16 protein-coding genes and 4 pseudogenes are annotated in these 26468 nt (G+C 39.7%); 10 read left to right on the forward strand and 10 right to left on the reverse strand.

Going from position 1 to position 26468, the window contains the following annotated elements:
• Nucleotides 1-7: 7 nt before the first annotated feature.
• From tssF to F946_RS04540, 7 genes are all read left to right on the forward strand, one after another.
• Entirely contained in the window at nt 8-1816 is a 1809-nt protein-coding gene (gene tssF / locus F946_RS04505) for a type VI secretion system baseplate subunit TssF (RefSeq protein ID WP_004979585.1), read from the forward strand.
• Nucleotides 1780-2781: a type VI secretion system baseplate subunit TssG gene (gene tssG, locus F946_RS04510; RefSeq protein WP_004979586.1), complete on the forward strand. Its 1002-nt coding sequence runs from the start codon at nt 1780-1782 to the stop codon at nt 2779-2781. The genes tssF and tssG overlap by 37 nt, the downstream gene beginning before the upstream one ends.
• Nucleotides 2774-4201 carry a hypothetical protein gene (locus F946_RS04515; RefSeq protein WP_004979588.1) on the forward strand — a complete coding sequence of 476 codons (1428 nt, stop codon included), beginning with the start codon at nt 2774-2776 and terminating at the stop codon, nt 4199-4201. The genes tssG and F946_RS04515 overlap by 8 nt, the downstream gene beginning before the upstream one ends.
• A 24-nt stretch (nt 4202-4225) precedes the next feature.
• Complete coding sequence (tssM, locus tag F946_RS04520; protein WP_004979591.1) at nt 4226-8050, forward strand: type VI secretion system membrane subunit TssM; 3825 nt, start codon at nt 4226-4228, stop codon at nt 8048-8050.
• A gap of 36 nt (nt 8051-8086) precedes the next feature.
• Nucleotides 8087-9043: a type VI secretion system-associated protein TagF gene (gene tagF / locus F946_RS04525; RefSeq protein WP_004979596.1), complete on the forward strand. Its 957-nt coding sequence runs from the start codon at nt 8087-8089 to the stop codon at nt 9041-9043.
• Between the two features lie 6 nt (nt 9044-9049).
• Nucleotides 9050-9814: an OmpA family protein gene (locus tag F946_RS04530; protein WP_004979597.1), complete on the forward strand. Its 765-nt coding sequence runs from the start codon at nt 9050-9052 to the stop codon at nt 9812-9814.
• A gap of 700 nt (nt 9815-10514) precedes the next feature.
• Nucleotides 10515-10751: a VF530 family protein gene (locus F946_RS04540; RefSeq protein ID WP_004979599.1), complete on the forward strand. Its 237-nt coding sequence runs from the start codon at nt 10515-10517 to the stop codon at nt 10749-10751.
• Nucleotides 10752-11081: 330 nt separating this feature from the next.
• Here F946_RS04540 and F946_RS04545 read toward each other — a convergent pair whose 3' ends face one another.
• The 6 genes from F946_RS04545 to F946_RS04570 are packed head-to-tail and all read right to left on the reverse strand — an operon-like array spanning nt 11082 to nt 17905.
• A complete protein-coding gene (locus F946_RS04545; RefSeq protein ID WP_004979600.1) occupies nt 11082-12140 on the reverse strand; it encodes a 2,3-butanediol dehydrogenase in 1059 nt (352 codons plus the stop codon).
• 21 nt (nt 12141-12161) lie between these two features.
• Nucleotides 12162-12947, reverse strand: a complete 786-nt coding sequence (locus F946_RS04550; protein WP_004979601.1) for an acetoin reductase — start codon at nt 12945-12947, stop codon at nt 12162-12164.
• Between the two features lie 11 nt (nt 12948-12958).
• Nucleotides 12959-14359 (reverse strand): dihydrolipoyl dehydrogenase, encoded by a 1401-nt coding sequence (gene lpdA, locus F946_RS04555; protein WP_004979602.1) that lies wholly within the window; start codon nt 14357-14359, stop codon nt 12959-12961.
• Nucleotides 14360-14370: 11 nt separating this feature from the next.
• On the reverse strand, nt 14371-15906 hold the full coding sequence (locus F946_RS04560) for a 2-oxo acid dehydrogenase subunit E2 (RefSeq protein WP_004979603.1): 1536 nt from the start codon (nt 15904-15906) through the stop codon (nt 14371-14373).
• 1 nt (nt 15907) lies between these two features.
• On the reverse strand, nt 15908-16927 hold the full coding sequence (locus F946_RS04565; protein WP_004979604.1) for an alpha-ketoacid dehydrogenase subunit beta: 1020 nt from the start codon (nt 16925-16927) through the stop codon (nt 15908-15910).
• Nucleotides 16928-16942: 15 nt separating this feature from the next.
• Entirely contained in the window at nt 16943-17905 is a 963-nt protein-coding gene (locus tag F946_RS04570; RefSeq protein ID WP_004979607.1) for a thiamine pyrophosphate-dependent dehydrogenase E1 component subunit alpha, read from the reverse strand.
• A gap of 341 nt (nt 17906-18246) precedes the next feature.
• On the opposite strand from F946_RS04570, the gene lipA reads away from it, so the two are divergent.
• Both lipA and F946_RS04580 read left to right on the forward strand, forming a co-directional pair.
• Nucleotides 18247-19221: a lipoyl synthase gene (lipA, locus tag F946_RS04575; protein ID WP_004979608.1), complete on the forward strand. Its 975-nt coding sequence runs from the start codon at nt 18247-18249 to the stop codon at nt 19219-19221.
• A 233-nt stretch (nt 19222-19454) separates the two neighbouring features.
• The gene (locus tag F946_RS04580; RefSeq protein ID WP_004979611.1) at nt 19455-20546 is read left to right on the forward strand and encodes a sigma-54-dependent transcriptional regulator family protein; all 1092 of its coding nucleotides are present in this window, start codon (nt 19455-19457) and stop codon (nt 20544-20546) included.
• A 269-nt stretch (nt 20547-20815) separates the two neighbouring features.
• Here the strand turns inward: F946_RS04580 and istB are convergent.
• Together istB and istA are read right to left on the reverse strand one after the other, a co-directional pair.
• A pseudogene (gene istB / locus F946_RS04585) lies at nt 20816-21587 on the reverse strand (IS21-like element ISAba8 family helper ATPase IstB).
• Nucleotides 21587-22075 (reverse strand): annotated as a pseudogene (gene istA, locus F946_RS04590) (IS21-like element ISAba8 family transposase); the annotation flags it as partial. The pseudogenes istA and istB, both read right to left, overlap by 1 nt.
• 53 nt (nt 22076-22128) lie before the next feature.
• Here istA and F946_RS04595 point away from each other — a divergent pair.
• Nucleotides 22129-23155 (forward strand): annotated as a pseudogene (locus tag F946_RS04595) (IS30 family transposase).
• On the opposite strand, the pseudogene F946_RS16975 reads toward F946_RS04595, so the two are convergent.
• Together F946_RS16975 and F946_RS04600 are read right to left on the reverse strand one after the other, a co-directional pair.
• Nucleotides 23153-23617: pseudogene (locus F946_RS16975) on the reverse strand (IS5 family transposase); the annotation flags it as partial. The pseudogenes F946_RS04595 and F946_RS16975 overlap by 3 nt on opposite strands.
• 168 nt (nt 23618-23785) lie before the next feature.
• Entirely contained in the window at nt 23786-26452 is a 2667-nt protein-coding gene (locus tag F946_RS04600; RefSeq protein WP_004979617.1) for an excinuclease ABC subunit UvrA, read from the reverse strand.
• Nucleotides 26453-26468 lie beyond the last annotated feature (16 nt).

Raw genomic sequence — 26468 nt, forward strand, 5'->3', positions numbered from 1 at the left:
CTGATTTGTGATTGAAGAATTATTACCGTACTACGAAAAACAATTACAAGAATTTGGGCAGCAGTCCCGTGAGTTTTCGCAAAAATACCCAAAAATCGCTCAGCGTTTATCCTTAAACCAAGAGCAAGTAGATGATCCGCATATTGAACGCTTAATTCAGTCCTTTTCTTTAATTGCAGCAAGAATTGATAAGAAACTGGCGGACAGTTACGACATCTTTACCCGGTCTTTGTTTGAGGTGATGTTTCCTCAATACCTCAAACCATTTCCTGCATGTACTGTGGTCAGTTTTGAAGACTTAAATAAGTGTAAACAATTAACTGAAGCTCATCTTATTCCTAAAAATACTGCAATAAAATCAAGAAGTTTTAAAGGTGTACAGTGTGAATTTAGCACCACACAAGAACTAAAGTTATTACCCATTGAACTGAGTCATCTCAATTTTAAAACGAATCCTAGTGCGCATATGCATTTAAATCAAAATGCAACGCTTAGCTTAGGATTTAATATTTTTAATCAGGCACATCAAATTTTAGAAAAAGAAAATTTGCCTATTTATTTGGATGCGATATCCAATTTTCCACTACAAGTTTTGGATGCTGTGTTCCAATCCAGCACAGGCTTTTCATTAAAGTTTGGTCATCGCGTCATCGATATCCCAAATCCGTTTAGTATCATGGGTTTTGCTGAAACTGAAAGTCTGTTGCCCTTGGATCAACATACACATCATGCATACCGGCTGTTGATGGAATATTTCTGTTTTTCTGAAAAATTTAACTTTCTCAATATGAACTTAGGTTTGTTAAAACATTTAGAAAAAGAGCAAAATCAGTTTGAAATTTTGATTCATCTTAAATTAAATTTAAATGATCAGGTCAATATTCGAAATTATTCCGAGTTGAATATCGCAAACTTTAAATTATATGTAGTACCAGTTATCAATTTATTTAAAAAACAGGCTGAACCTCAAAAAATTAATCATCAACAACTCGAATATCCTTTAATTACCGATGCTCATCATCCTGAGTTTTATCAAACTTATTCGATTACTAAAATGCAAATGATTCGTGAAAAATCGAATAAAGATCAAACTACCCTTGAAATTTATCCATTCTTTGCGATGAGTCATTATCAAAAGGATGAGACTCAGTTTTTTTATAGTTTGAATTCCGCGCAGCTACAACATAAATATGTTGAAACGGGCTATAGTATTATTTCAAAACATTTATCGCCTGAAACAACAAAATCTGATTTTATCAGTACGCAATTATTATGCTCCAATCGTGATTTACCCCATGAGGCATTGAGCCAAGCCAACAATATATTAAATTTGAATGACAGTAGTCTGGCACGGCGAGCTGTGGTTTTAAAAAGACCGAATAAACCCTATTACTTTGAACAAAATAAAATAGAGCAATGGCGGATCATTTCGCATTTATCATTAAATACTTTATCTCTCACCAAGGGCGATGCTTTAAGTCATATTCAGGAATTACTTGAACTCTATAACCTGCCTCAGCTTAAAGAAAACCACCTTATTATTAATGCGATTCAGTCGGTTAATTTTGAATTAAAGCAAAAGATGGTGGATGCAAAACCATTCCCACTCTTTATACGAGGGCTGAAAGTAAATCTAGGGATTGATTCGAAAGTGTTTCGAGGACATAGCTTATATATTTTTAGCCAGTTGTTGTCGCATGTCTTTAATCTAAAAGTCCAGATGAACAGTTTTGTCGATGTTGTTATTTCAGATGCTCAATCTCAACAGGAGTTATACCAATGCGTGCAGAACGTTGGTGGCAAGACACTTCTATAGTTGATGTACTGGTTGAACAACCGAACGCTTTTGAATTTATTCAAGCCACGCGATTATTACGTCATGCTGTAGCTCCACATGCCAAAAAAGAAGGGGATTGGGCAAAGCAGTTTAAGTTTCATAGTTCACTGAATCTCAATTTTCCGAATGCAGAAATTGAGAGTTTGACCCTTGACGAAGAAAAAATTCATTTAACCAACTTAATGATTGGTTTAACTGGGATTCAGGGCACCTTACCATATAGCTATACCAATAAGATTAAACAAAGTGCGCGTATACAACGGAATGAAACACTTCATTTTTTAGGTTTATTTAATCACAAGCTCACGGCGCAATATGTGGATGCATCTTTAGCTTACCATTTACCGATTCGCTATGAGATTGAGCAAGAAAACCATTACCTCGATATTTTGCATGCACTAAATGGTTATGTGAGTGCTCAACATGAGCAACAGGACTTAGATGATTATTTTGCTGAATTCGCTGGATTAATGCAGGGGCAAAATAATACAGCACATGCGCTAAACACCATGCTGAGCTGTGTGTTTAAGCAACCGTTTAAAATTAAAGAATTTGTGGAAGAGATCTTTCACTTGTCCCCTGAACATAGAAGCACACTTGGTGGTAATGCTAACCAATTGGGCATTAATACCTTTTGTGGAGAAAATATTCGTCAAATAGATGGAAAAATTGAAATAGAAGTTGGCCCCGTCTCATACGCTGAATATTTAAAATTTTTACCTGACCAAGCTGAGAGTATAAAACTCAAACGATTACTCGCGAGCTGGCTCAGTCCAACGCTTGGGGTGGATTTAAGAATCATCCTGAGGAAAGACGATATTCAACCGATTCAGCTGAGTTCAACGATGACCATTGGTTTATCACAAGGCGCTTTTTTAATGCCGATGCAGACCGAACACAATCACGAAACCTGTTATACATTGATGGGGATGGGGCATGCTTAAGCTCTTTATTGGTACTTTAAGCAGCTTATTGTTGCTTGTCGCAGGAATCGTCATTTTTTACTGGCGTGACATTCAGTATGAACCAACTGGGGCAGACCTGCTTAATTATTTGCTTCTATTTCCACTGATTCTGTGCGTAATTTTATGGTCTCCAGTATTTATTTATCATGGCATTAAAGCTCACCAAAAGCGCAAAGAGCAGCAAAAACAAGCGCAAGTAGAGCAGCATCAGGATGATGAGAACCAACAGGCTGAACCTGTTGAAATTCAGTGGTTAAACCTAAATATTTATTCATCTTCTGCATATAGTGCCTTTGGGGAAAATGACGAGATTCTTGACGAGATTAAAAAATTTAAAAGCCCAGAGCTCGATACGCAATTACAAAATGCCTATGGCTTACCGATGCTGTCTTATCGCATACATGCACTAGACCATGTCATTACAAATCAGGACGATGATGAAGTCGTTGATCCTCCGCGCCATCTGCGAATTCAAGCCCTGATCAAGCATCAACTAGAACAACATGCAGAAACATTGTGGCAAATCTCACAGCATTTAAAGCAATCAGCCTTATTTTATGATAGTGAATTGGCCTATGAATATCGTATGCATCCAGCATGGATTGATCCTACGAGTGAATATGATAGGAACGAAACAGAGGAGCAACCTGATGTGCAGCAGGTTGCTAAATTAAACCGTATTAATATACATATGCTGCTGCCTGAATCGATGTTACATGTTTGGAATGAAGAACAAAGCAGTGGTGTCGTACAGGATTATTTAAGTTCATTAGGCGTGATTACGCAGCAAATTCATCTTGAGCACCATTATTTCTGTCAAGAAACAGCCTATAAAGATTGGATGCTGTTATTGGAGCAAATTTCTCAGCAGTCAGAGGAAATTACATTCATCTTGAATGTAGACTCTGAAATTGACCAAGAACTGCTCGATGAAAAAACATGGTTAACCGACCATTACTTGCCTGCTGAATATGCCTCTAGTTGGTTCTTAGCATCATCTTCTTTACCATTACTTGATATCAAACCCTTAAAACAACTCAAGATTGCGCTAAACGAGACCAATCTTGCCAATTATTTTGCATCCCCACCGATGAAGCAATTAGAACAATTTAAAGATATTCAGCCTTTTGTGCTGATGCTCGATGATATTACAGACATTCAAACGATGAAAAAACTTAACCAAATTTTCGATCGAAGTGGAATTGAATCACATCACTTCATTCATACCAAACAAAGCTTTGGACATACGCAGCATTTGGCCAAAGTATTTGGATTTATGTTGAGTATGCATTTGCCTGATGAGTTGATGGCGATGATTTATAGCACTGATCAATTGTCTACACATTGTTTTCTACATGCGTGTGAAGACAGTAATATCCCTGTAGAACCAACCATTTAAATTAAAAAAGAATAAGAGAGTATCGTGAATTCTTTATTTTATAACGTCTTGGGTTATGTTTGGCAGTATGTGAGCAACCCGAAAGCCATTATTGCCATATCGGGTTTTGTCGCACTAATGGCCATGTATAACGTCATTCCAGCCAAAATCTTTTGGCCTTTAATGATTTGTTATGTATTCGGGTTGATGCTGTGGGGGATTTATCTACTCATTGTACGTCGTCGACATGCAGCACAAGGTGAAGCACTTGCCGATGCCATTGCACATGATACGCATGCGGAATATGGCAAACAAAAAAACAAAGATGAACTTCATTTGATTCAGCAACAAATGAAAGAATCTATTCAGTTGATTCGAAAATCAAAACTGGGAGATAAAAAGGGCAATGCTGCACTCTACGAGTTGCCATGGTATATGGTAATTGGTAATCCTGCTGCGGGTAAAAGTTCGGCCATTTATAACTCGGGCTTAAAGTTCCCTTTTGAAGAAACCCATCAAAAATCAGTTTCTGCTGGATTAAGCGGAACGCGTCATTGCGACTGGTTTTTTTCAACAGAAGGCGTGTTATTAGATACTGCAGGTCGTTATTCCGTTTATGCAGAAGATCATTTTGAATGGTTAGGTTTTTTAAATATTTTGAAAAAAAACCGCTCAAAAGCACCAATCAATGGCTTGATTGTGATTGTCAGTATTGCTGAGTTAGTCAGTAACAGTCCAGAAAAGTCGATCAAACTGGCAAAGAATTTACGTGCACGGATTCAAGATCTCACTGAGCGCTTAGAGGTTTTCTCTCCGGTTTATTTGGTCTTCTCTAAAATGGATCTGATTGCAGGTTTTACAGAGTTTTTTGAATGCTATGAAGTCGGCGAGTTTGATCAGGTTTGGGGGGCGACACTGCCTTATACAACCGATGGGGCCAATAATGCTGTTGAACTGTTTGAAAAACACTATTCCATTTTATATGACGGTTTAAAAGGCGTTAGTACTACACATCTTAGCCGTCGACACTCGCAGAATATTTCTCCAAGTGTCATGACATTTCCTTTAGAGTTTAAAAGCTTAAAGCCTGCGTTAAAGACATTTATTGGCACACTATTTGAAGATAACCCTTATCAATTTAAACCTGTTTTCCGTGGCTTTTATTTCACCAGCGCACTTCAAGAAGGCATTATTGAAAGTCCAATGACCGAGCAAATTGCTCAAGACTTTTTATTGCAAAAAGGTTTAGACAATGAAAATGGCATTCCAACGCGCTCAGTTTCGCAAAACCATGGCTATTTTTTAAAAGGTTTATTTTCAGACATTATTCTGAAAGACAAGAACCTCGTTAAACAGCATATTAACCCTAGCCGAAAGCGTCAGCGTTATATTGCCTTTGTTGCCGCTTTATTTGGTGTAGCCATCATTTTAAGTCTATGGGTGTGGTCTTATCGGAATAATCAACAATTGATTGCAGACGTACAAGCCGATTTAGACAAAGTCGTTTTACTTGAAAAGCAATCGGGTCAAGAGTTGTCTACACAACTGAGTGCACTCTTGATTTTACAGGAACGTATGCAGCAGTTGGACCAATTTGAAGAAGATCGTCCTTTAAAGCTGGGTTTTGGTCTATATCAGGGAGATGAGCTGCAGGAGAAGCTAAAAACAGAATATTTAAAGGGTGTTGAGCAAATCGTCTTGATTCCAACACAACAAAATATTGCCCAATATCTACAGCGGGTGAAAAGCAATGAAGAAAAATTGCGCACAAACCATGCAAATGTAGAGCTGACACCTGTTGCAAAAACACAGCAATATTTAGAGCCTAATGATGCAAATCCACAAGATGCATACAATGCTTTAAAAGCCTATTTAATGATGGGTAATACTCAATATATGGATGCAAGCCATTTAAGTGATCAAGTCACACGTTTCTGGCGTTCATGGTTGGATAATAATCGTGGTCAAATGCCGCGCGGAGAAATGATCCAAAAGGCAGAGCAAATTTTGTCGTATAGCATGACTTTAGCTAGCGATCCTAAATTTCCTGTACTCAGCTCAGACAGCTTAGTGGTGGATCAAACACGTCAAGTTCTTCTGTCTGTTGTTCGTGGAATGCCTGCACGAGACCGTGTTTATAATGAATTAAAAATGCGTGCGGCTGTCCGTTATCCAGCATTAACCATAAAACAAATGCTTGGCGATGCTAATCAAAATACAATCTTAGGGAGTTATGCATTACCGGGTATGTTTACACATGCTGCATGGTCAGAATATGTTGAACAAGCCATCGATGAAGTTGCAAAACGTCCTACGGATACCAAAGACTGGGTGCTCAACAGCACACAATCAGATGACTTATCATTTAGTGGTAGTCCAGATCAAATCCGTAAGCAGCTTACAGAACTCTATAAAAAAGAATATATTGCGGAATGGCGGAAATTTTTAGGTGCGATACATTATGCAAAAGCTAAGGATTACGGACAACAGGCGAGTTTCGTTCAAGTTTTAGGCGAGCCTGAAAACTCACCCATTCGAAGTGTTTTTGATCGCGTTGCGAAAGAAACCAGTTGGGACAATCCAGTCGTAATGGCAGAGCTGGCAGCGCCGCAAACAGGTTTTGTGGCTTGGTTTAAACGCAAAGTATTAAGACGAGATGAAACTCAGCTTGATGCTAAAGTCATGAATCAAGCGCAAGGCCCGATTTCTAAAGAATTCCAGATGTTTTATCAGCTGGTGCGTAAGCGTGATGATCAACAAAATAAGTCTTTGCTTGATGAATACATGCAATCTTTAGCTCAAGTCCGAAGTAAATTCAATGACTTGAAAAGCTCAGGGGATATTGGACCATCTGCGATGAATTTGGTTAAGTCGACCATTAATGAGCAAAATTCTGTCTTTAATACAACACAGAAGCTGGTTGATGAAAAAATGTCTGTGGGCTTGTCTGAGGTTGATCAGAAACTGCTCCAAAAACTGTTGATGTCGCCACTGACACAATCATTTGAAAGTTTAATTATCCCAGCACAAGATGAGATGAATAAGCTGTGGGTTATGCAAGTCTACCAACCTTTTAACACGAACCTGAGTAAAAAATATCCATTTAATTCTTCAGCGACATTGCAAGCAACCAGCAATGAAATTAGCCAGATTCTTGGCGAAAATGGCAGTATTGCGCGTTATGTCAAAGAGTATCTTGATCCACTGGTTATTCGTCGCGGTTATACCTTGACCTCTAAGACATGGAAAGATTTAGGGATTAGCTTAAATCCACAGTTTGTAATGAATTTTCAAAGCTATGTTGCGCCAAGTAATGGCATGGCAACAGGAGCATTAAATCAAGCTTCATCTGCACCTGCCACTACTGCACAATCCAATTTTCAATTTTACCCAATTGAAAATCCTAAGTTTTTATCCTATACCATTGATATTGATGGACAAAGAATGCTTTATGAAAATGGCATTCAACAATGGGTGAATTTTGTATGGCCAAATGCTGGAGCAATTCCAGGCGCACGTATTACAGCCATTGATTTAGATGGGAAAACGCATACGATTTTTGAGGCGCCCGGTGAATATGGCATTAATCGTTTAATTGACGGTGCTGAGCGAACGCAACGTGGCGGAAGCTATGAAATGATTTGGAGAAATCAGCAAAATCCAGAGCTTGCAGTAAAAGTCAATTTCCGTTTAATCAGCGGAGACGCCAATGGTGGAGTAGGCGGGCAACGCAGTTACAATGGCATGCAACTGGTCGACCAAATCGTCACCAACAAGTCGGTGCGTGTGGTGGCAGCGCAAACCACACCTTCAGTAACAGTTGCAAGTCCTAAAGCTCCAACACTGGGTATACAGGAGTCTCGTTTATGATTTCTCGAAAGTGGCTAGGTTGTAAGGAGTATTGCGATGGATGAACTGCGTACCTTAGCTTTATATTATGGAAAATGTCCTGCACGGGGTGATTTCTTAAAAACACGCGGTCAGTATGCCTTAATTCAACTGATTGATCAGTGGATTACTGAGGCATTAGAACATGCCATGCAATCAGAGGGATTTAGTCAAGCGTATGAAAATCTACCTTCATTAGACTTCTTTATCGCTAATCCACAAGAAAATAATTTTCTTGTGGCAAATTTGATAGCCAGTCACGATAGTTCTGGCCGTCAATTTCCAATGGTTTTGAGTCATTTATTAGAGGTTGAAAATAGTTTTGATAATATTATTTATGCGCCATATCGCTATAAGCAAACTTTAATCGACTTATTTCAAAAGAATCGTGTGGTACGTTCGATACGTGACCCCAATATCGTGCTCGATAAATTATCTAAATTAAATAATGAGATACAGGTTTTTAATCACAGTGAAGTTTCGGCATTTTATGAACACCATACGATACATTCATTTGCTCAATTACTGAGAATGAGCAGTTATGAGCTTGCACAAAGCATGATTGGACTCGGGTTATTGTTACAACCTGTTATTCAACATGGTACTAGTCGCTTAACTAAAGTGTTGATTTTACCTATTAATAACTCTAGCTACTGCTATGAAATTGCAGCTTTTTGGGTCAATCTAATCAGTTTTTTTATTCAAAATCAAAATGCTGAGCTTCTGATAGGGATTTTACATAGCGAAAAACCGGTACTGCTTTTTGGCTTTCAAGGGGCAGATATTATGACCTTAAGTGAAATTTTCACGCAAAAGTTAGATTCAGATCACTGGGTTTCATTGGTTCAAGCCAATTGGATTGATGCATATTTAGAGCAAAATGCCGGTTTGGCAACGCTGGAGCAAGCTTTGTGTGAGCGGCAATTGAGCTTAATACAAGCGGTGAAAATTTTTAAAAAAACTTTTATAGATTAGTAAAATATGAAAATAAATCATAGGTTTAAGTCGAATAAATGGCTGCTGACTTTAACGTTGGTTTTTAGCGTGAATGTCTGGGCTGAACCGATTATTGTTGAAGGTGTTGTTCCAAATGAGGCCAGTAAGCAAATCATTTTAAACAAGATGTACAGTGTCTATGGCACTGACCAAGTGATTGATAAAATAAAGGTTAAAGCAGTTAGCGCTCCGAATGGTTGGAGTGAATCTGTTGTGAATATGGTGGTTCCAGAGTTAAAAAAAGTGCATCAAGGTAAACTTTCTGTACGTGGTACGCAAATGGAACTTAATGGAAAAATATCGAGTTCAAATGAAGTTCAGCCAACAACAAACTTATTCCAAAGTCTAGTAACGCCACCATATCGATTAAATGCACAGCTTTCTGTCAATCAGGCTGAACAGCAAATTGTAGATGAAGCGCTTAAAAACAGAATTATAGAATTTGAATCTGGCAGTGCGGTTTTGGCTGCGAGTGGGACTCAGATCTTAGATGAAATGGCGGTGGCTCTAAATAAGGTTGGTGGGAAAAAGGTTAAAATTATTGGACACACAGACAGCTCAGGTGACGCTGCAAAGAATCTGGCTTTAAGTAAAGAGCGTGCTGTAGCTGTTAAAAACTACTTGATCAATAAAAGTATTTCTGCAGAACGTTTAAGTGTTGAAGGATTGGGCTCGAACAAACCTGTTGCTGATAATGCAACTACAGATGGCCGTAAGAAAAACCGTCGAATTGAATTTGATGTAATCTAAGTTATTTATAAAAAGCTACATAATCAAGTGTGGCTTTTTATAAATAACTTATATTGCGTATAATGTATATTATGTTAAATAGAATATCCAAGACTGTAGCCTACGCAACCTCAGTTGGTGCTACAGCTCAGCAACGTGAATCTGCACAATTATATTCACGTTGCTGAGTATCCTAATGAACATAATATACGTTATGCCGAAATCTACGCGCGTAGCCTATCGATGTGATGATCTAACTTTATAAAAAACTGTTTGAGCTGATCTATTTCTTTATCGTTGTCTAATTCTGAATTTTGCAGTTGTTCTAGCACAGTCTCCAGTAGATCGCGCATGTACACATAGTCAGCCTTGGTTAAAACACCCTTTGATCTGTCATAGCTTCCAGTTTTGTACAGATGTCGGTTTACACGCATAAATCTTTACTAGCATCTTATTTATGCCTGATCTTTAGAATACCAACTTCGGTACTTATCTAAGAAGAAATAAGTTGTTCAGGTGATTTAAAACTACAATAAACCTTTGGATTTTCAATAGCTAATGTTTCTAAAGTCTCAGCAAACGAAACGTAGAAATGCACTTTTATGAATGTCTCCTGCTATTTCAGCACACATCAATGTTAATTATGTTTAAATTCCAATCCTCTCATTTTTCAACTAGCTCAGGTTATAATGATGGTCTCCCAAAATATGGTTGATCTATTATGAACGCCTCCAATGACCCTCTACACGGCAAAAAACTTGCTGACATTTTGGATGAATTATTAGATTACTACGGTGGCTTTGAAGGCTTAAGTCGTAAAATTGAAATTAGATGTTTTTGCATAGATCCAAGTGTTAAGTCATCATTACGATTTTTACGTACCACACCATGGGCACGTGAAAAAGTAGAAAGCTTATATTTGTATGCCTTACGCCAAAAAGCCAAACAGAAATCGTAGCTTTCAATACCCCAACCTTAGCATAATATTTTTTACCAAATAGTAAACTAAACTTATTGAATAGACACTGATTTTGTAGGCATCTTTTAATTAGTGGTGGACTAACACCACTCTCCTAGAAAAATCTAGTCTATACCCCTATGGTTTATTTAAAAACTTATTTTCTATCTTTACTAGGCTGTATGATCAAAATCATACTGGCACTCAACACTGTAAATTTAAGAATGAATCTGTACTTACAGACTCACTCCCTATTGCTAAAGATATTAGAAATAGCTACATAGAGTTTATTTCTAACTTATTCACATTTGTCGTTAAAATTAGGCTTTACTACGGATGAACAATAATTTTTACTGCAGACTCATTATTATGAATCAGCGTTTCAAAGCCTTTAGAAACAAGATCATCTAATGCAATACGTTGGGTAATAAAAGGTTCTAGATTAATCTTACCTTGCTCTACTAAACGGATGGTTTCCTGATGGTCATTGACATAAGCAATCGTTCCACGAATATCTAGCTCTTTCATCACCACACTATGTACATTAATTGTGGCAGGATGGCTCCAAATAGAAACGATAACGACTACGCCAGTTGGTTTCATTGCTGCAACGAGTGTATCCATGACTTTATTGACACTACTACATTCAAAAGCGACATCTACACCATGGCCTTCAGTAATTTTCATTACTTCAGCAACCACATCAACCTGTGATGGGTCTAATACATAATCTGCAACACCCGCTTCTATCGCTTTTTCTTTACGTTTTGCACTCAACTCCGTAATGATGACCGTGAGACCTTTGGCCTTTAAAATGGCTGATAAAAGTAAGCCTATTGGGCCTGCTCCACCAACCAGTGCTATATCGCCAGCTTTTGCACCACTTCTGACATAGGCATGATGACCAACAGATAAAGGTTCTATCAACGCTGCTTGGTCTAAGGGAATATCATTTGAAATAGGATGTACCCAACGTCGTTGAACTGCGATTTTTTCAGAAAGACCACCACCACGTCCGCCTAAGCCAATAAAGTTCATATTTTTTGATAAATGATACTTATCATTCGGGCCAGTCGGCACATCGTCAGCAATAATGTAGGGCTCAACTACGACATGTTGCCCAATTTGGATATCATCTACACCCTCACCAACTGCATAAACCACACCTGAAAATTCATGTCCCATTGTTACAGGTGCAGATTCTCCCGAAATTGGATGTGGATGACCGCAAGGTGGAATAAAAATAGGACCTTCCATGAATTCATGTAAATCTGTACCGCAAATACCGCACCATGCTACTTGAATTCCAACTGTGCCTGGAAGTACTTTCGGTTCAGGGATATCTTCAATCCGAATATCCCCTCGATCATAAAAACGAGCTGCTTTCATTTTGTATTCCTTATATTGATATTAACGATAAATCATTCCACCATCTGTCAAAATAGACTGACCTGTAATGTAGTTTGCATCCTCACTGACTAAAAATGCAACTAATGCAGCCACGTCATCTGGTGTTTCAGCACGTCCTAAAGCAATACCATCTACATATTTTTTATACGTTTGACCAATTGGTGCGCCTGTAATTTCAGAGAACCGCTGATCTATTTCGACCCACATGTCTGTACCAACAACACCCGGACAATAACTATTTACAGTAATTTCAACACTGGCATATTCTTTAGCCGCAGCTTGCGTCAATGCACGAACTGCAAATTTAGTTGCCGAATAAACACCGAGTAAAGCAAAGCCTTCATGACCTGCTATTGAGCATGCATTAATAATTTTTCCAGCCTGTTGGCGTTGTTTAAATTTATTTGCTGCGGCTTGAATCCCCCAAAGTACACCACCGACATTGATGTTCATAATTTGGTTAAATTCACTCGGCGTTACTTCTGCCAAAGCTTTGACTTGTGCAATACCTGCATTATTAATCATGATATCAAAACCATTAAGTGTCGATTCTGCATGATTAATAGCGTCACTGATTTGTATTGGATCTGAAATATCCGCAATAAATGTGGTGGCTTTTACGCCAAAGGCTTCAACCTCTTGTTGAACAGTATTTAACTTTTCTTGGTGAAGATCGACCAATCCAATATGAACACCTTCTTGTGCTAAACGTAAGGCAATACCGCGTCCAATACCTTGTGCCGCACCCGTAATTAATGCAACTTTATTGTTTAAACCTCTAGGCATGTTACGACTCCTTAAATATGGATTGCACGTTGCATCGCCGACAATACCGACTCATGCATCGCCTCAGACAAAGTAGGATGAGGGAAAATGACCTTCGCTAAGCTTTCATCTGTAGCTTCTAGGTATTTCGCGATGGCAAACCCTTGAATGTGTTCGGTGACTTCATGTCCAACCATGTGAGCACCCAACAATTCACCTGTTTCCTGACTAAAAATGGTTTTAACAAATCCTGCGCTATCGCCCAAAGCCAATGCTTTACCATTCGCTTGTAAAGGAAACTTACCCACATTGATATTCAAGCCCGCAGCTTTCGCTTTCTGTTCTGTCAAACCAATACTGGCCACTTGCGGATGGGTAAAGATACAGCCCGGAATTTGTGTACGATCTAAAGCATGTACATGACTTAGGCCTGCAATTTTCTCCACACAAAGAATGGCTTCATGACTGGCTTTGTGTGCCAAACACGGTGCGCCTGCGACATCACCAATTGCATAAATGCCCACTACATTGGTTTTACACCATGAGTCGACTTTAATAAAACCATTCTCAAATTCAATTCCCAAAGCTTCTAGGCCAAGATTTTCAGCATTCGGTTTCACGCCAATAGCTGAAAGCACCTTTTCAACAGTAATTATTTGCACACCTGTGGCAGTTTCAATATGACAATGTACTTGAGCCTGATCAGTTTCTATTTTTTTTACAGTCGCTTCGGTTAAAACCTGCATACCCTGCTGTTCAAATTGCTTTTGTACATACTTCGCAACTTCAATGTCTTCGCTAGGGAGAATCTGCTTTGCAATATCAACCAAGGTGACTTGGCAGCCTAAGTCTTGGTATAGGCTTGCAAACTCACTGCCTATAGCACCCGAACCAATGACCAGTAAAGATTTTGGTAATTGGTCTGGAACTAAAGCCTCTTTATAACTCCAGACCTGATGGCCATCTACAGGAATATGAGGCAAATTGGCCGCACGTGCACCTGTTGCGACAATAATATGCAGTGCAGAAATCTGCTGTTTTTGACCATTCGCATCTGTAAGCTCTAAATGCTCTTTGGCAATAAATTGGGCTGCTGCATTAAAAACAGTGATTTGATTCTTTTTCAATAATTGACCGATACCTTGTACCAGTTGCTCAGAAACCTGTCTGCTATGATGGACCAGTTTTTGAATGTCAAAATCAACCGCGTTAAGAGTAAAGCCAAACTGCTCTGCATGTTTGAACTGCTGCGCAAGCGCAGCCCCGCTCAATAATGCCTTGGTTGGAATGCATCCCCAATTAAGACACACTCCGCCTAAGTGTTGTTTTTCAACAATTGCTGTTTTTAATCCCAGTTGCGCTGCGCGAATCGCAGCGACATATCCTCCAGGACCAGCACCAATAACCACAAGATCAAATTGTGTATCTGACATGGCTATTCCTCCTACACCAAAATTAATGCAGGGTTTTCGACAAACTGCTTCAATGCCGATAAGAATTGAGCACCCAACGCACCATCAATGACACGATGATCACAAGACAATGTTGCAGTCACCATTTCACGAACAACAATCTCATCATTTTCGATGACAGCACGTTTCTCTGCTGCACCTAAGGCCAGAATTGCACCTTGAGGTGGGTTAATAATGGCATCAAACTGTTGAATACCCAGCATTCCCAAATTGGAAATACTGAAACTGCCACCTTGAAACTCATCAGGTGCTAGTTTTCCAGTTTTGGCACGTATCGCCAGATCGCGCATATCATTGGAAATTTGCGCCAAAGATTTACGGTTCGCTGATTTAATAATTGGCGTGATCAGTCCATTTTCGATGGCCACAGCAACCGAAATATCAGCCTGTTCAAACTGTAAAATCTGCTGATTTTCTTCATCAAACTGAACATTGACCTGTGGAACTTTGATCAGTGCGGCAGCAGCAGCTTTAATCAGCATATCGTTAATGGACAGCTTGACTTGCGGTACGGTACTGTTAATTTGCTGACGCAAAGCCTGAACCGACTCAACATTTAAGTCTATCGTTAAGCGAAAATGTGGTGCATTGCGTTTCGCAGCCTGTAAGCGCGAAGCAATTGCTTTACGCATACCATTCATAGCTACAGTAGTGAATTTTGCGGACTCTGCTGGATGCGCATGATCAGCATGTTGAGCTTGTACAGGGTTTTCACGTTGATATACAGCTTCAACATCTTCCTTACAGACTCGTCCACGTGAACCCGATGCACGACAATCATGCAAATTAATGCCCCATTGTCTTGCCAAACGGCGGGCAACAGGTGTCGCTAGAACATCACTATCATCTGCTTTAGATTTCGCGGCTTTGGTATTGGCTTGATGACGCACATCTGGCCAAGAACCACCAGCAGCTTGAACTGCGGTCTGAATATCTTGAACACTAATACGACCTTCACGTCCAGAACCCGTAATCTGAGACAAGTTTACATTATGCTTTTCAGCCAATTTCAAGGCATGTGGCGTTGCAAAAATATCATCGCTTTGTTGGTAGCCTTGTAACGCAGCAGGAATAGAATATCCGCCCTGAGTCACCGCTTTTGATCCATTACCAACACTGTTCTGTTTAGGAGCAGCTTGCACTTTGGTTTCAACTTGAGCTACAGCTACTTTTTCAGGAACCGCTGCTACCGCTTTATTTTCTGTTACAGCAGGTGTTCCACCTAAGGACTGTGCAAATGCTTCAACTTCTGTATCTGAAACTTGAGCGTCTGCACAAATTGCAATAACTCCACCTACGACCAGAGTGTCACCATCTTTAGCAATAATTTTGCGTAGCAAGCCATCAAAAGGTGCTTCAAGAACATTGACGATTTTTGTGGTTTCAATTTCACAAATTTCCTGTCCTTTACTAAATTGCGTACCTTCCTCAATCAGCCATTGGGCAATCGTACCCTCTTCCATGGACAAACCCCATTTTGGGATTTCTAAAGTTTTAATTTCGCTCATCCTAAGCCTCCAACGTCTTACGTACAGCCTGTTCGATGCGTTCTACACTGGGTAGCCATTCTTTTTCTAATACTGGTGAAAATGGTACGGGTGAATGTGGTGGAGTGACTAACTCGATTGGTGCTTTAAGATAATGAAAGCCTTTCTGTGCAATGAGTGCAGCCACATCATGTCCGAAACCGCAACGCGCCGCAGATTCATCTACAATCACTACGCGACCTGTTGACGCCACTGATTCTAAAATGCCATCTTCGTCTAATGGAGAAATGGTTCGAGGGTCAACCACTTCAACCGAAATGCCTTCTTTTGCGAGCTTATCCGCAACTTCATTGGCACGATGCACCATCAAGCTTAAGGCAATAATGGTAATATCAGTGCCTTCACGGGTGTAATTTGCGACACCAAAAGGAATAGTGTAGGCTTCATCTGGCACTTCGCCCTTAATGTCATACAACAATTTGTGTTCACAAAATACTACTGGGTCATCATCTCGAATGGCTTGAATCAACAACCCTTTCACATCATAGGCACTTGAAGGCACCACCACTTTTAAACCAGGCACTGAGGCAAACACGTTATATGGCGACTGAGAATGCTGCGCTGCTGCGGAAAAACCTGCACCGATCATGCCTCGTACAACGAGTGGCGCTTTGGCTTTGCCACCAAACATATAGCGGAATTTAGCCGCTTGGTTATACAGCATGTCATAACACACGCCGTAAAAATCCATGAACATTAAATCTGCCACAGGTCTTAAACCCGTTGCAGCAGCACCTGCCGCCATACCAATAATCGCCGATTCTGTAATCGGGGTGTCAATGACTCGCTCAGAACCAAATTCAGTCCATAAGCCTTTGGTTACACCAAGTACACCGCCAAAACCTTCCAGTTTATTGTCATCGGTATTTTTGCCACCATGCCCACCACGAACATCTTCACCGACCACAATGACACTCGGATCTCGGCGCATTTCTAATTCAATTGCTTCTTTAATCGCGTTTCGATAACTTTTATTTGGCATTTTTCTACTATTCCTTTAGTAAGAGACGTAAACATCAGTAAGTAACTGAGAGACTTCTGGGTACTTAGCTGCGCGTGCTTTTGCAACGGCATCGTCTACATTGGCTTTAGACTGGGCATCAATCGCATCCAGTTTGGCTTCGTCAATTTTATCCTTGACTTTTTCACGGAATATTTTCAATGGGTCTTTATGTTCTTTGACATAATCCAGTTCTTCTTTGGAACGAATAAGCCCCGGATCACCTTCAAAATGTCCATAAAAACGGTTGGTTACCGTTTCAATCACACTCGGACCTTCACCACAGCGGGCACGTTCAATGGCTTTTTGTGCAACTTCATACACAGCAAAAAAGTCTGTTCCATCTACTTTTTCAGCAGGTAAGCCAAAACCTGCCGCTCGACCTGCAATGTCTTTACTGCCTACGGCATAGTCATGTGCAGTACCTTCACCAAAACCGTTATTTTCAAAAACAAAAATGACAGGGAGCTTTAACACGACAGCCATATTAATGGCTTCAAAAGTTAAGCCCTGATTTGACCCGCCATCACCGGTAAATGACAGACCAATACCCCCATTCTTGAGTGTTTTGGCACTTAAAGCAGCACCAATCGCTAAAGGTGGACCACCACCCACAATACCGTTTGCACCAAGCATGCCTTTATCTAAGTCCGCAATGTGCATTGAGCCGCCTTTACCACGACACAAACCATCATCTTTGCCAAAAATTTCTAACATCATGGCGTGAATGTCACAGCCCTTAGCAATACAATGTCCATGACCACGATGCGTTGATGTAATGAAGTCCTTGTCTGTTAAATTTTCACAGATCCCTACGGCAATAGCTTCCTCACCGCTATATAAATGGATGAAACCGGGAATATCACCTGTATTATTTTCATCGTGAAGTCGATCCTCAAATTCACGAATGTCGCGCATTCTTTTGTATGCTGCTAGCAATTGCTCTTCCGTTAATTGCATATCTTTGTTCCTTATTAACTACGCTTAAAAGAAAATCCAAAAATTAATGGTTGGATTTTTAAACCGTATATTTATATAAATATATTTTTATTTAATTTCATATTAGACTAAAAAATATAATGCATTAAGAGATGGGAAAAATATTAAAAAACAGAAGGTTATGAACTTAAAAATTTTTTAAAATTTTACAATAGTTCAATCACATATGAAAACAAACCTTTAACCAACCTTTATTTTATATGATAAGTTTTTTGCACTGTTTTAATATTATTAAAGCACCTAAAAGAGCTTATTTAATATCGGGATCTATATTAATTATTTTAAACGATGGAGTGTTTGTAATGGATTTAAATAACACAGTATTAACTGGAAAAAAGCTACGTGGCGCTGAAAAAATGGCGCGTATTCCAATTAAAGTTGTTCCAACAGAAACGACACCGAAAAAGCCAGAATGGATTCGGACTAAAATTAGTCAACCTGAGGAAGTTCAAATCATTAAGGATTTATTACGACAACAGAAACTACATACGGTTTGTGAAGAAGCGGCCTGCCCTAATTTGCCACAATGCTTTAGCGGAGGGACTGCAACGTTTATGATCATGGGAGATATTTGTACTCGCCGCTGTCCATTCTGTGATGTCGCACATGGTCGTCCTAATATCCTAGATCCTAATGAGCCAAAGCATCTGGCTGAAACAGTCAAGAATCTAAACTTAAAGTATGTCGTGATTACTTCTGTTGATCGAGACGACTTAAAAGATGGTGGCGCACAGCATTTTGCAGATTGCATTCGAGAAATTCGTCAAACCAGTCCAGAAACTCTGATAGAAATTTTGGTTCCTGATTTTCGTGGTCGTGCAGATATTGCCCTGAAGATTCTGAGCCAAAACCCACCCGATGTTTTTAATCATAATATTGAAACCGTTCCACGTCTGTATAAAGCCATGCGACCAGGCGCTGACTATAAGCACTCATTGGATTTACTCAAAAAATTTAAACACTACTGTTCTGAAATTCCAACGAAATGTGGTTTGATGGTCGGTTTAGGAGAAGTCGAGGCTGAGGTTATTGTGTTATTAAATGATTTGAAAGATTATCAAGTGGACTATGTCACAATCGGTCAATACTTACAGCCATCTAAATCTCATGCGCCAATTCATCGTTTTGTTACGTTGCAAGAGTTTAAGCATTATCAAACACATGGAGAGCGCTTAGCGTTTAAAAATATTTGGAGTGCGCCATTAGTACGATCAAGTTATTTTGCAGACCGTCAGTATCATGGTGAAGCTGTGCCTAGCCCTTACATGAGCGAATGAATTTTCATCCTATTTACGTTTATTAACATTTCAGATGGAAATAGCCATTTTCAGCTCATAAGAACACTTTTAAAGTAACTCAAGGACTGGTAAAGCCAAAAGATATGATTTAACCAAGCAAAGATAAAAGCATTTAAAATTGAAGCAAGAAGAAATGACGTAAATGACTATAAATTTGGAAACTCATTTCTAAAATTTAAAAATATTACAGTCTGATCATAAAGGAATATGATATGAACCTGTTCAATACCGCATCTGCAAAAAATCTGCAAACAACCCATTTAATTAATCAACATACTGTTCATGCCGCTCCTGTTTTAGCCTTACCTCCAGAAGATAAAACTTCTTTATTTCGCCGCTCTATCCAACATAATTATGCCGACTTACTCAAAATAGCTGATGATTCAGATATGGCGATTGGTCTCACAGATCATCAAGGTACTCTCTTATGGACATGGAGTAGTTCTGTAATGCTTTCTTCTGCCGAACAGGTTCATTTTATTGAGGGTGGGCATTGGTCTACACAGGCTGTTGGGACCAATGCGATAGGTATGACTTTAAACAGCCAAATATCAAGTTGTGTCTATTCTCATGAAAACCAAATGGACAGTGTTCGAGATTGGGTTTGTTATGCCGCGCCGATCTGGGATCCGACATCAGGGCAATTTCATGGCATTATTAACCTTTCCACAAAATATAAAAAACATACTCCTTTGGGGCTGCTTGCAGTTGAACGCTGTGCGGATTTAATACAACGAGCCATAAAGTTTGAACAGCAGAATTTTTTATACATTAAGGCGCTAGGCTCACCTTGGGTTCAATTTAATGGGCATACCTTGAACTTGAGTCACCGTCAAATTGAAATACTTTGCATTTTAGCTTTGCACCCCCATGGCATTGGTTTAGAAGAGTTACACTATGCCCTTTATGGTGAGCGTAGTGTCAGCTTAAAAACCCTAAAGGCTGAGCTTTCACAACTTCGTAGCCTATTACCTCATTCAATTGAGCCTCGGATTTATAGGCTTAGCTGTGAAGTCCAGTGTGATTTTTTAAGTGCTGAACAATCATTAAATGCAAATCTTATTTCCAGTACATTCTCGCTATATAAAGGTAGCTTTCTCTCTAAATCAGAAAGCCCTTTACTCAGCACTTGGAGACATTGTTTTGATGCCCGTTTAAGCCAGTTGATCTATCAAATAAAGGATATCGATCAATTATTAAGAATTATTGGGCAAACACATGACCGAATTGATGCGGTACAGCGTTTATTAGAGTTATTACCACAGGACAGTATCCACCGTAATTATTTTTCAAATCTGATTTAGATTTGATCTGTTGCTTCAACTCTAAAGTTTTATTGTGAAGCAGATTGAAAAGGAAGTATGATTTTCATACTTCCTTTAATAAAATTTAAAATTGAGAACTAAATACAGTGAAGTCTAGTAATTCACTTACCCAGCTTTGACACCTAGTTTGTCGCTGCAAGGTGTATCTATGCCATTACTACAGCTTTGCCGTTGTCAACGGCATTCTAAAATTGCCCCCCCTTTTACCTTACAAATGGCAAAGTAAAATAGCCCCCCTTGATTTCGTATTAAGTTTCAACCTGAGGTTGAATCCCTATTCTTTTTTATCTTCAAACGATAACTCTCACCCGATATTTGTACCACATGACAGTGATGCAATAACCGATCTAACATCGCAGCGGTCAACGTGACATCATCTGCAAAGGATTTGGACCATTGGCTAAAGGGTAAGTTACTCGTCAATATCGTACTGGCTTTTTCATAACCCTTGGCAATCACGTTAAAGAATAGATTCGCTTCTTCACGTCCAAACGGTAAATAACCAATTTCATCGATAATCAGTAATTTCGGGGCGAGTATCACGCGTTGCATATAAGTTTTCAATTTACCTTGCTGATAGGCTGTACTGAGTTGCAGCATGAGATCGGCGGCGGTAATAAACTTGGTTTTGACATTGTTCATGATGGCCTTATAGCCTAATGCCATGGATAAATGCGTTTTCCCTACACCGCTAGCACCAAGAAACACCACATTTTCTGCTCTCGGGATAAAGCTCAGGTTGAACAACTCGACCACCTGTGATTTGGGAGCACCCAGTCCATAATTAAAATCGTAACCTTCCAGGGTTTTGACTTGAGGCAGGCCTGAGAGTTTCATCAGTACCTGCTGACTGCGCTGTTGCCTGGCAGCATATTCATGCATCAGCATGGCTTCAACAAAGTCGGCATAACTTCCATCCTGACCTAATGTTTGTTGCGCATGATGTGACCATTGTGATGCGATGGCAGGCAGATTGAGCTTTTGGCAAAGCTGCTCTATACGGTCGTATTGCAGATTCATCAGGAAACTCCCAGCAACTGGTCATATACCGATAAGGGATGCTGCAAACTCTCGTAGGGCATGACATGCTCTGCTGCTGCAACAGGTACAGTGCTGGAACCTGTATCTGATTGCGGTAATGGCGTAAATTTTTGCTGCTCCTGTTGCAGTCGAACAGCCGGTTTTTCTTGCGTGGTGGCATGAATCCGCTGATTGGCGGTTTCATGCAGCCACCGGCCAATGTGGGCATTGGCGACATCAACATCTAACAGTAAACCCGAAGTCTTCAGGCTTGCTTTCAATGGCACAATAAAGCTTGATTTGAGGTATCCATTAAAGCGTTCAACTTTGCCTTTGGTCTGTGCACGGTAGGGCTTACATACGCGAGGACGAAAGCTGTACTTCTTGGCGCAATCGAGCAGTTTGGGGTTCCATTTATGCTGCCCCTCCTGATAGGCATCCCGTTCAATCATGATCGTTTTAGCGTTATCAAACAGGATTTCCTGAGGGCAGAGTAAAACTTGAAGTGCGACATAAACCACCTAATTAATTTAAAAGGTTTATGGAGTATATAAAATTGTCATACCATCATCTTAACTTTGAAGATCGTACTGCATTAATGCTTGAGTCAAGAAAAGAAGGCTTTTCAGCCAGAAAATTTGCTGAACTCATTAAAAGACATCCTAGTACGATCTATCGTGAGCTTAAAAGAAATAGCATCAATGACGTTTATCAAACTCGATATGCTTCTGATAACACCTTTGCTAGACGTAGACGTGGTCACAGAAAACTCAAAATCGATTCAATCCTCTGGAAATTTATTGTTGAAGCGATCCGTTGTTTATGGTTCTCCTCAGCAAATAGCAAAGCGTTTAAAGACATTTCCTGATTTGGATCAAACAATGAATGTAAGCCATACAACGATTTATTCAACGATACGAGCATTACCAAAGGGTGAGTTGAAAAAAGACTTATTATCCTGTCTGCGTCATGAAAATAAAAAGCGAAAAGCTAACGGTGAATCTAAAAAAGATTCTATATTACAGGATATTAAAACTATTCATAAGCGCCCAGCCGAAGTTCAAGAAAGAAAAATACCGGGTCATTGGGAAGCCGATTTAATTAAAGGTAAAGACAATAAAAGTTCGATAGCAACACCTACTGAACGAAATACACGGCTCTGTATCTTGGCAACATTACCTGATGCAAAGGCAGAATCAGTGCGCAAGGCTTTAGCTGAAGCTCTGAAATATTTACCTGCAGAACTGCGTAAAACGTTGACCTATGACTGTGGACATGAGATGTCAGAACATAAAATACTCGAAGAAGATTTAGGCATAGATGTATATTTCTGTGACCCACATTCCCCCTGGCAAAAAGGCACATGCGAAAATATGAATGGTTTAATTAGGCAATATTTACCTAAAGGGATTGATTTAAACCAGGCAGATCAGCATTATTTAAATCAAGTTGCCATGTCACTGAATATTCGTCCTAGAAAAGCGTTAGATTGGCTTACACCATTAGAGAAATTTGCTCAGCTTATTGATTATCATAAGACTTTTGAAACTGTCGCACCTCATGTTTGAATTCGCCCCAATATGTAGTTTACGCCATTGGCGACGATATTCAGGTCCATGTTTCTTGCGTTTCCATTCGCCCTCACCTAGAAACTTCATCCCTGTAGAGTCCATGAGTAGATGCAGCCCATCGCTACTTTTTTGGTAACTGATTGCAATATCAATATGCTTTTGTCTTCTACAAAGCGTGGTGTAATCTGGTGGTGTCCAATTTAATCCGCAAAGTTTAATCAGACTTTGCACAAAGCCAGTGACAATACGTAAAGACAGACGAAATAAAGATTTAATCATTAAGCAGCATTGGATGGCTGCGTCGGAGTAGATTTGATTTCGCCCTTGTTTGCCTTTTGATGGCGTATATCATTGCGTAGCAGGATCAAACCAAATGGCAATATTTCCTCGACTCATGAGTGCTCGGTTATATGCGGGCCAATTGGTTGTGCGGTAGATTTTGTGTGTAGGCTTCTTCATTTGAAAATTATATCGCTGAAAAAAACGTTACAGATAGGGTTGTGCAACAAAGCCCTTAGTTGAAAAAAAACTTTTAGATTTCATGCTCACACACCACCTAAAACAAAAAAATATCTGATTGATTTTACAGGATTTTAATTTAAGTCTTTATTCTACTCACTCGCAATATCAACGTTTAGTATCACGACTCACTAACTCATTAACTAAATATGGAGCAGTACGGCTATCTTGATTTTCTGTTATTTGTTTTGGTGTTCCTGCCACAACAATATTCCCACCAGCATTTCCAGCACCTGGTCCCACATCAATCACCCAATCTGCTTGTGCAACGGCACGCATATCATGCTCAATCATAACCACGGTATTACCCGCATCGACTAATCGCTGCAATTGAACTAACAATCGATCTACATCTGATGGATGCAAACCTGTAGTTGGCTCATCAAGTATATACAGTGTATTTCCACGCTGATTGCGTTGTAGCTCGGTCGCCAATTTAATACGTTGCGCTTCTCCACCAGATAGTTCAGTCGCTGGTTGCCCTAAACGTAAATAACCAAGGCCAATTTCCTTTAATAATTGTAGTGAACGAGCAATCGAGACCTCTCCATCAAAAAAATCACGTGCTTCATTGACGGTCATTCCTAATACTTCAGCAATATTACGTCCATTCCAGCGAATTTTCAGAGTGTCATCATTATATCGAGCACCATGACATGTCGGACAAGGGGCATATACACTTGGCATAAACAATAATTCTACACTGACAAAGCCTTCACCTTCACAAGTTTCACATCGCCCTTTAGCCACATTAAACGAAAAACGTCCAGCATCATAATGAGCTTGGCGAGCTTCAGGAGTCCCAGCAAATAACTTTCTAACATGATCAAATAAACCCGTATAAGTTGCCAGATTAGAACGTGGAGTACGGCCAATTGGTTTTTGATCAACCTGTACCAGACGCTGTATAGCCTCCACATCACCAGCCAGAGAACCCTGTGTAACCTCGGTAACCAACATTCCTTCATTTAAAGGATTATTTTCATTATTGTTTTCAGTTTCAGATTCATTGCCTAAATATGAAAGTACTAACTCGGGTAAAGCTTGAGAAACGAGACTAGATTTACCTGAACCTGAAATACCTGTAACTGCTGTAAGTACACCAAGAGGTATACGAGCATCAATATTATGCAGGTTATGTCGGTAAATATTGTTAAGTTCAAGCCAACCAGAGGGTGTACGTCCATAACTTTGAGTAACTGGGATTTTATTAAATAAATAACTTGCAGTACGTGAAGCTGAAATCTCACTTAAACCCTGAGGTACTCCACTATATAAAATATTACCACCTTGCTCTCCTGCATCTGGTCCAACATCCACTAACCATTGAGCACGACGCATGAGCTCTAAATCATGCTCTACAACAAATACGGAGTTTCCAGCGTCTCTTAATTTATCGAGAGAATCATATAATGACTGACTATCTGAAGGGTGTAATCCAGCAGACGGTTCATCCAGTACATAAACTACACCAAATAGCATAGAACTTAATTGTGTTGCTAAACGCAAACGTTGTAACTCTCCCGCTGAAAGAGTCGGTGTGGCTCTATCTAATGTTAGATAACCAAGACCTAACTGGCGTAATTGATTTAAACGCCCCACCACACCATTTGCTAAACGCTGGGCAGCAATTTTCTTTTCATCTGAAAGTGCTGACGTACGTCTTACATCTGGAGATACAGAATGCACAGCTCTACCTGTTGTTGCTCGTTCAGATCTATCAAGTTGGGTTACTTTATTATTAGTCTTTTCTCCAGCATCATGAGCGTCGAAATTGCCAAGAACAATGGGCTCAAGCAGGCAAGTTAACTTATCCAAAGAAAGTTGCATAAACTCACCAATATCTACTCCAGCAAAGGTAATAGATAAGGCTTCTGGTTTAAGGCGTTTACCATGACAGGAAGGGCATATTTTTCCTTCCATAAAACGTGAAACACGTTTTTTCATCAACGTACTTTGGGTATTAGCAAAAGTATGAAGGACATAGCGACGAGCACCAGTGAAAGTGCCCATATAGCTGGGTTCTAGTTTACGTTTAAGTGCAGATTGAGTCTCAGCGGGGCTTAAACCAGCATAGACAGGAACTGTTGGGGTTTCTTCAGTAAATAAAATCCAGTCTCTATCCGATTGCGGTAAATCTTTCCATGGTCGATCAACATCATACCCTAGGGTTACTAGGATATCGCGTAAGTTTTGCCCGTGCCAAGCAGGTGGCCATGATGCGATAGCTCTCTCACGAATACTGAGTGTTGGGTCAGGAACCATTGTCGATTCTGTAACTTCATAAATGTGACCTAAACCATGACAGGTAGGACAAGCACCTTGAGGAGTGTTCGGTGAAAAGTCCTCGGCATATAACATTGGCTGATCGGCAGGATATGCACCAGCACGCGAATAAATCATTCGCACGAGACTTGATAAAGTTGTTACACTTCCAACAGAAGAACGGGTATTACTTGCACCACGTTGTTGTTGCAATGCTACTGCTGGTGGTAGACCATCAATAGCATCAACATCTGGTACTCCGGCCTGATCTATTAAGCGTCTTGCATAAGGTGCAACAGATTCGAAATATCTTCTTTGTGCTTCAGCAAAAATAGTTCCAAAAGCAAGTGATGATTTTCCTGAACCCGATACACCTGAGAAAACAACAAGTGCATTTCTTGGGATAGAAACATCTACATCCTTAAGGTTATGCTCACGTGCACCTCGAACTTCAATACAATTATTAGATAAAGTAATGTTATTGTGTTCACCAAAAGAATGTATTTTCATGTTTCTACGAGCCTGT

The sequence above is a fragment of the Acinetobacter johnsonii ANC 3681 genome (assembly GCF_000368805.1).
Classification (GTDB): Bacteria; Pseudomonadota; Gammaproteobacteria; order Pseudomonadales; family Moraxellaceae; genus Acinetobacter; species Acinetobacter johnsonii.

Bases quoted from the DNA above. Each gene is read 5' to 3' on its own strand.
- tagF (WP_004979596.1), top strand. From the start codon at position 8,087: ATGGATGAACTGCGTACCTTAGCTTTATATTATGGAAAATGTCCTGCA.
- lpdA (WP_004979602.1), bottom strand. From the start codon at position 14,359: ATGTCAGATACACAATTTGATCTTGTGGTTATTGGTGCTGGTCCTGGA.
- F946_RS04545 (WP_004979600.1), bottom strand. From the start codon at position 12,140: ATGAAAGCAGCTCGTTTTTATGATCGAGGGGATATTCGGATTGAAGAT.
- F946_RS04560 (WP_004979603.1), bottom strand. From the start codon at position 15,906: ATGAGCGAAATTAAAACTTTAGAAATCCCAAAATGGGGTTTGTCCATG.
- F946_RS04600 (WP_004979617.1), bottom strand. From the start codon at position 26,452: ATGAAAATACATTCTTTTGGTGAACACAATAACATTACTTTATCTAAT.
- F946_RS04580 (WP_004979611.1), top strand. From the start codon at position 19,455: ATGAACCTGTTCAATACCGCATCTGCAAAAAATCTGCAAACAACCCAT.
- F946_RS04515 (WP_004979588.1), top strand. From the start codon at position 2,774: ATGCTTAAGCTCTTTATTGGTACTTTAAGCAGCTTATTGTTGCTTGTC.
- F946_RS04530 (WP_004979597.1), top strand. From the start codon at position 9,050: ATGAAAATAAATCATAGGTTTAAGTCGAATAAATGGCTGCTGACTTTA.
- F946_RS04570 (WP_004979607.1), bottom strand. From the start codon at position 17,905: ATGCAATTAACGGAAGAGCAATTGCTAGCAGCATACAAAAGAATGCGC.
- F946_RS04565 (WP_004979604.1), bottom strand. From the start codon at position 16,927: ATGCCAAATAAAAGTTATCGAAACGCGATTAAAGAAGCAATTGAATTA.
- lipA (WP_004979608.1), top strand. From the start codon at position 18,247: ATGGATTTAAATAACACAGTATTAACTGGAAAAAAGCTACGTGGCGCT.
- tssG (WP_004979586.1), top strand. From the start codon at position 1,780: ATGCGTGCAGAACGTTGGTGGCAAGACACTTCTATAGTTGATGTACTG.
- F946_RS04540 (WP_004979599.1), top strand. From the start codon at position 10,515: ATGAACGCCTCCAATGACCCTCTACACGGCAAAAAACTTGCTGACATT.
- F946_RS04550 (WP_004979601.1), bottom strand. From the start codon at position 12,947: ATGCCTAGAGGTTTAAACAATAAAGTTGCATTAATTACGGGTGCGGCA.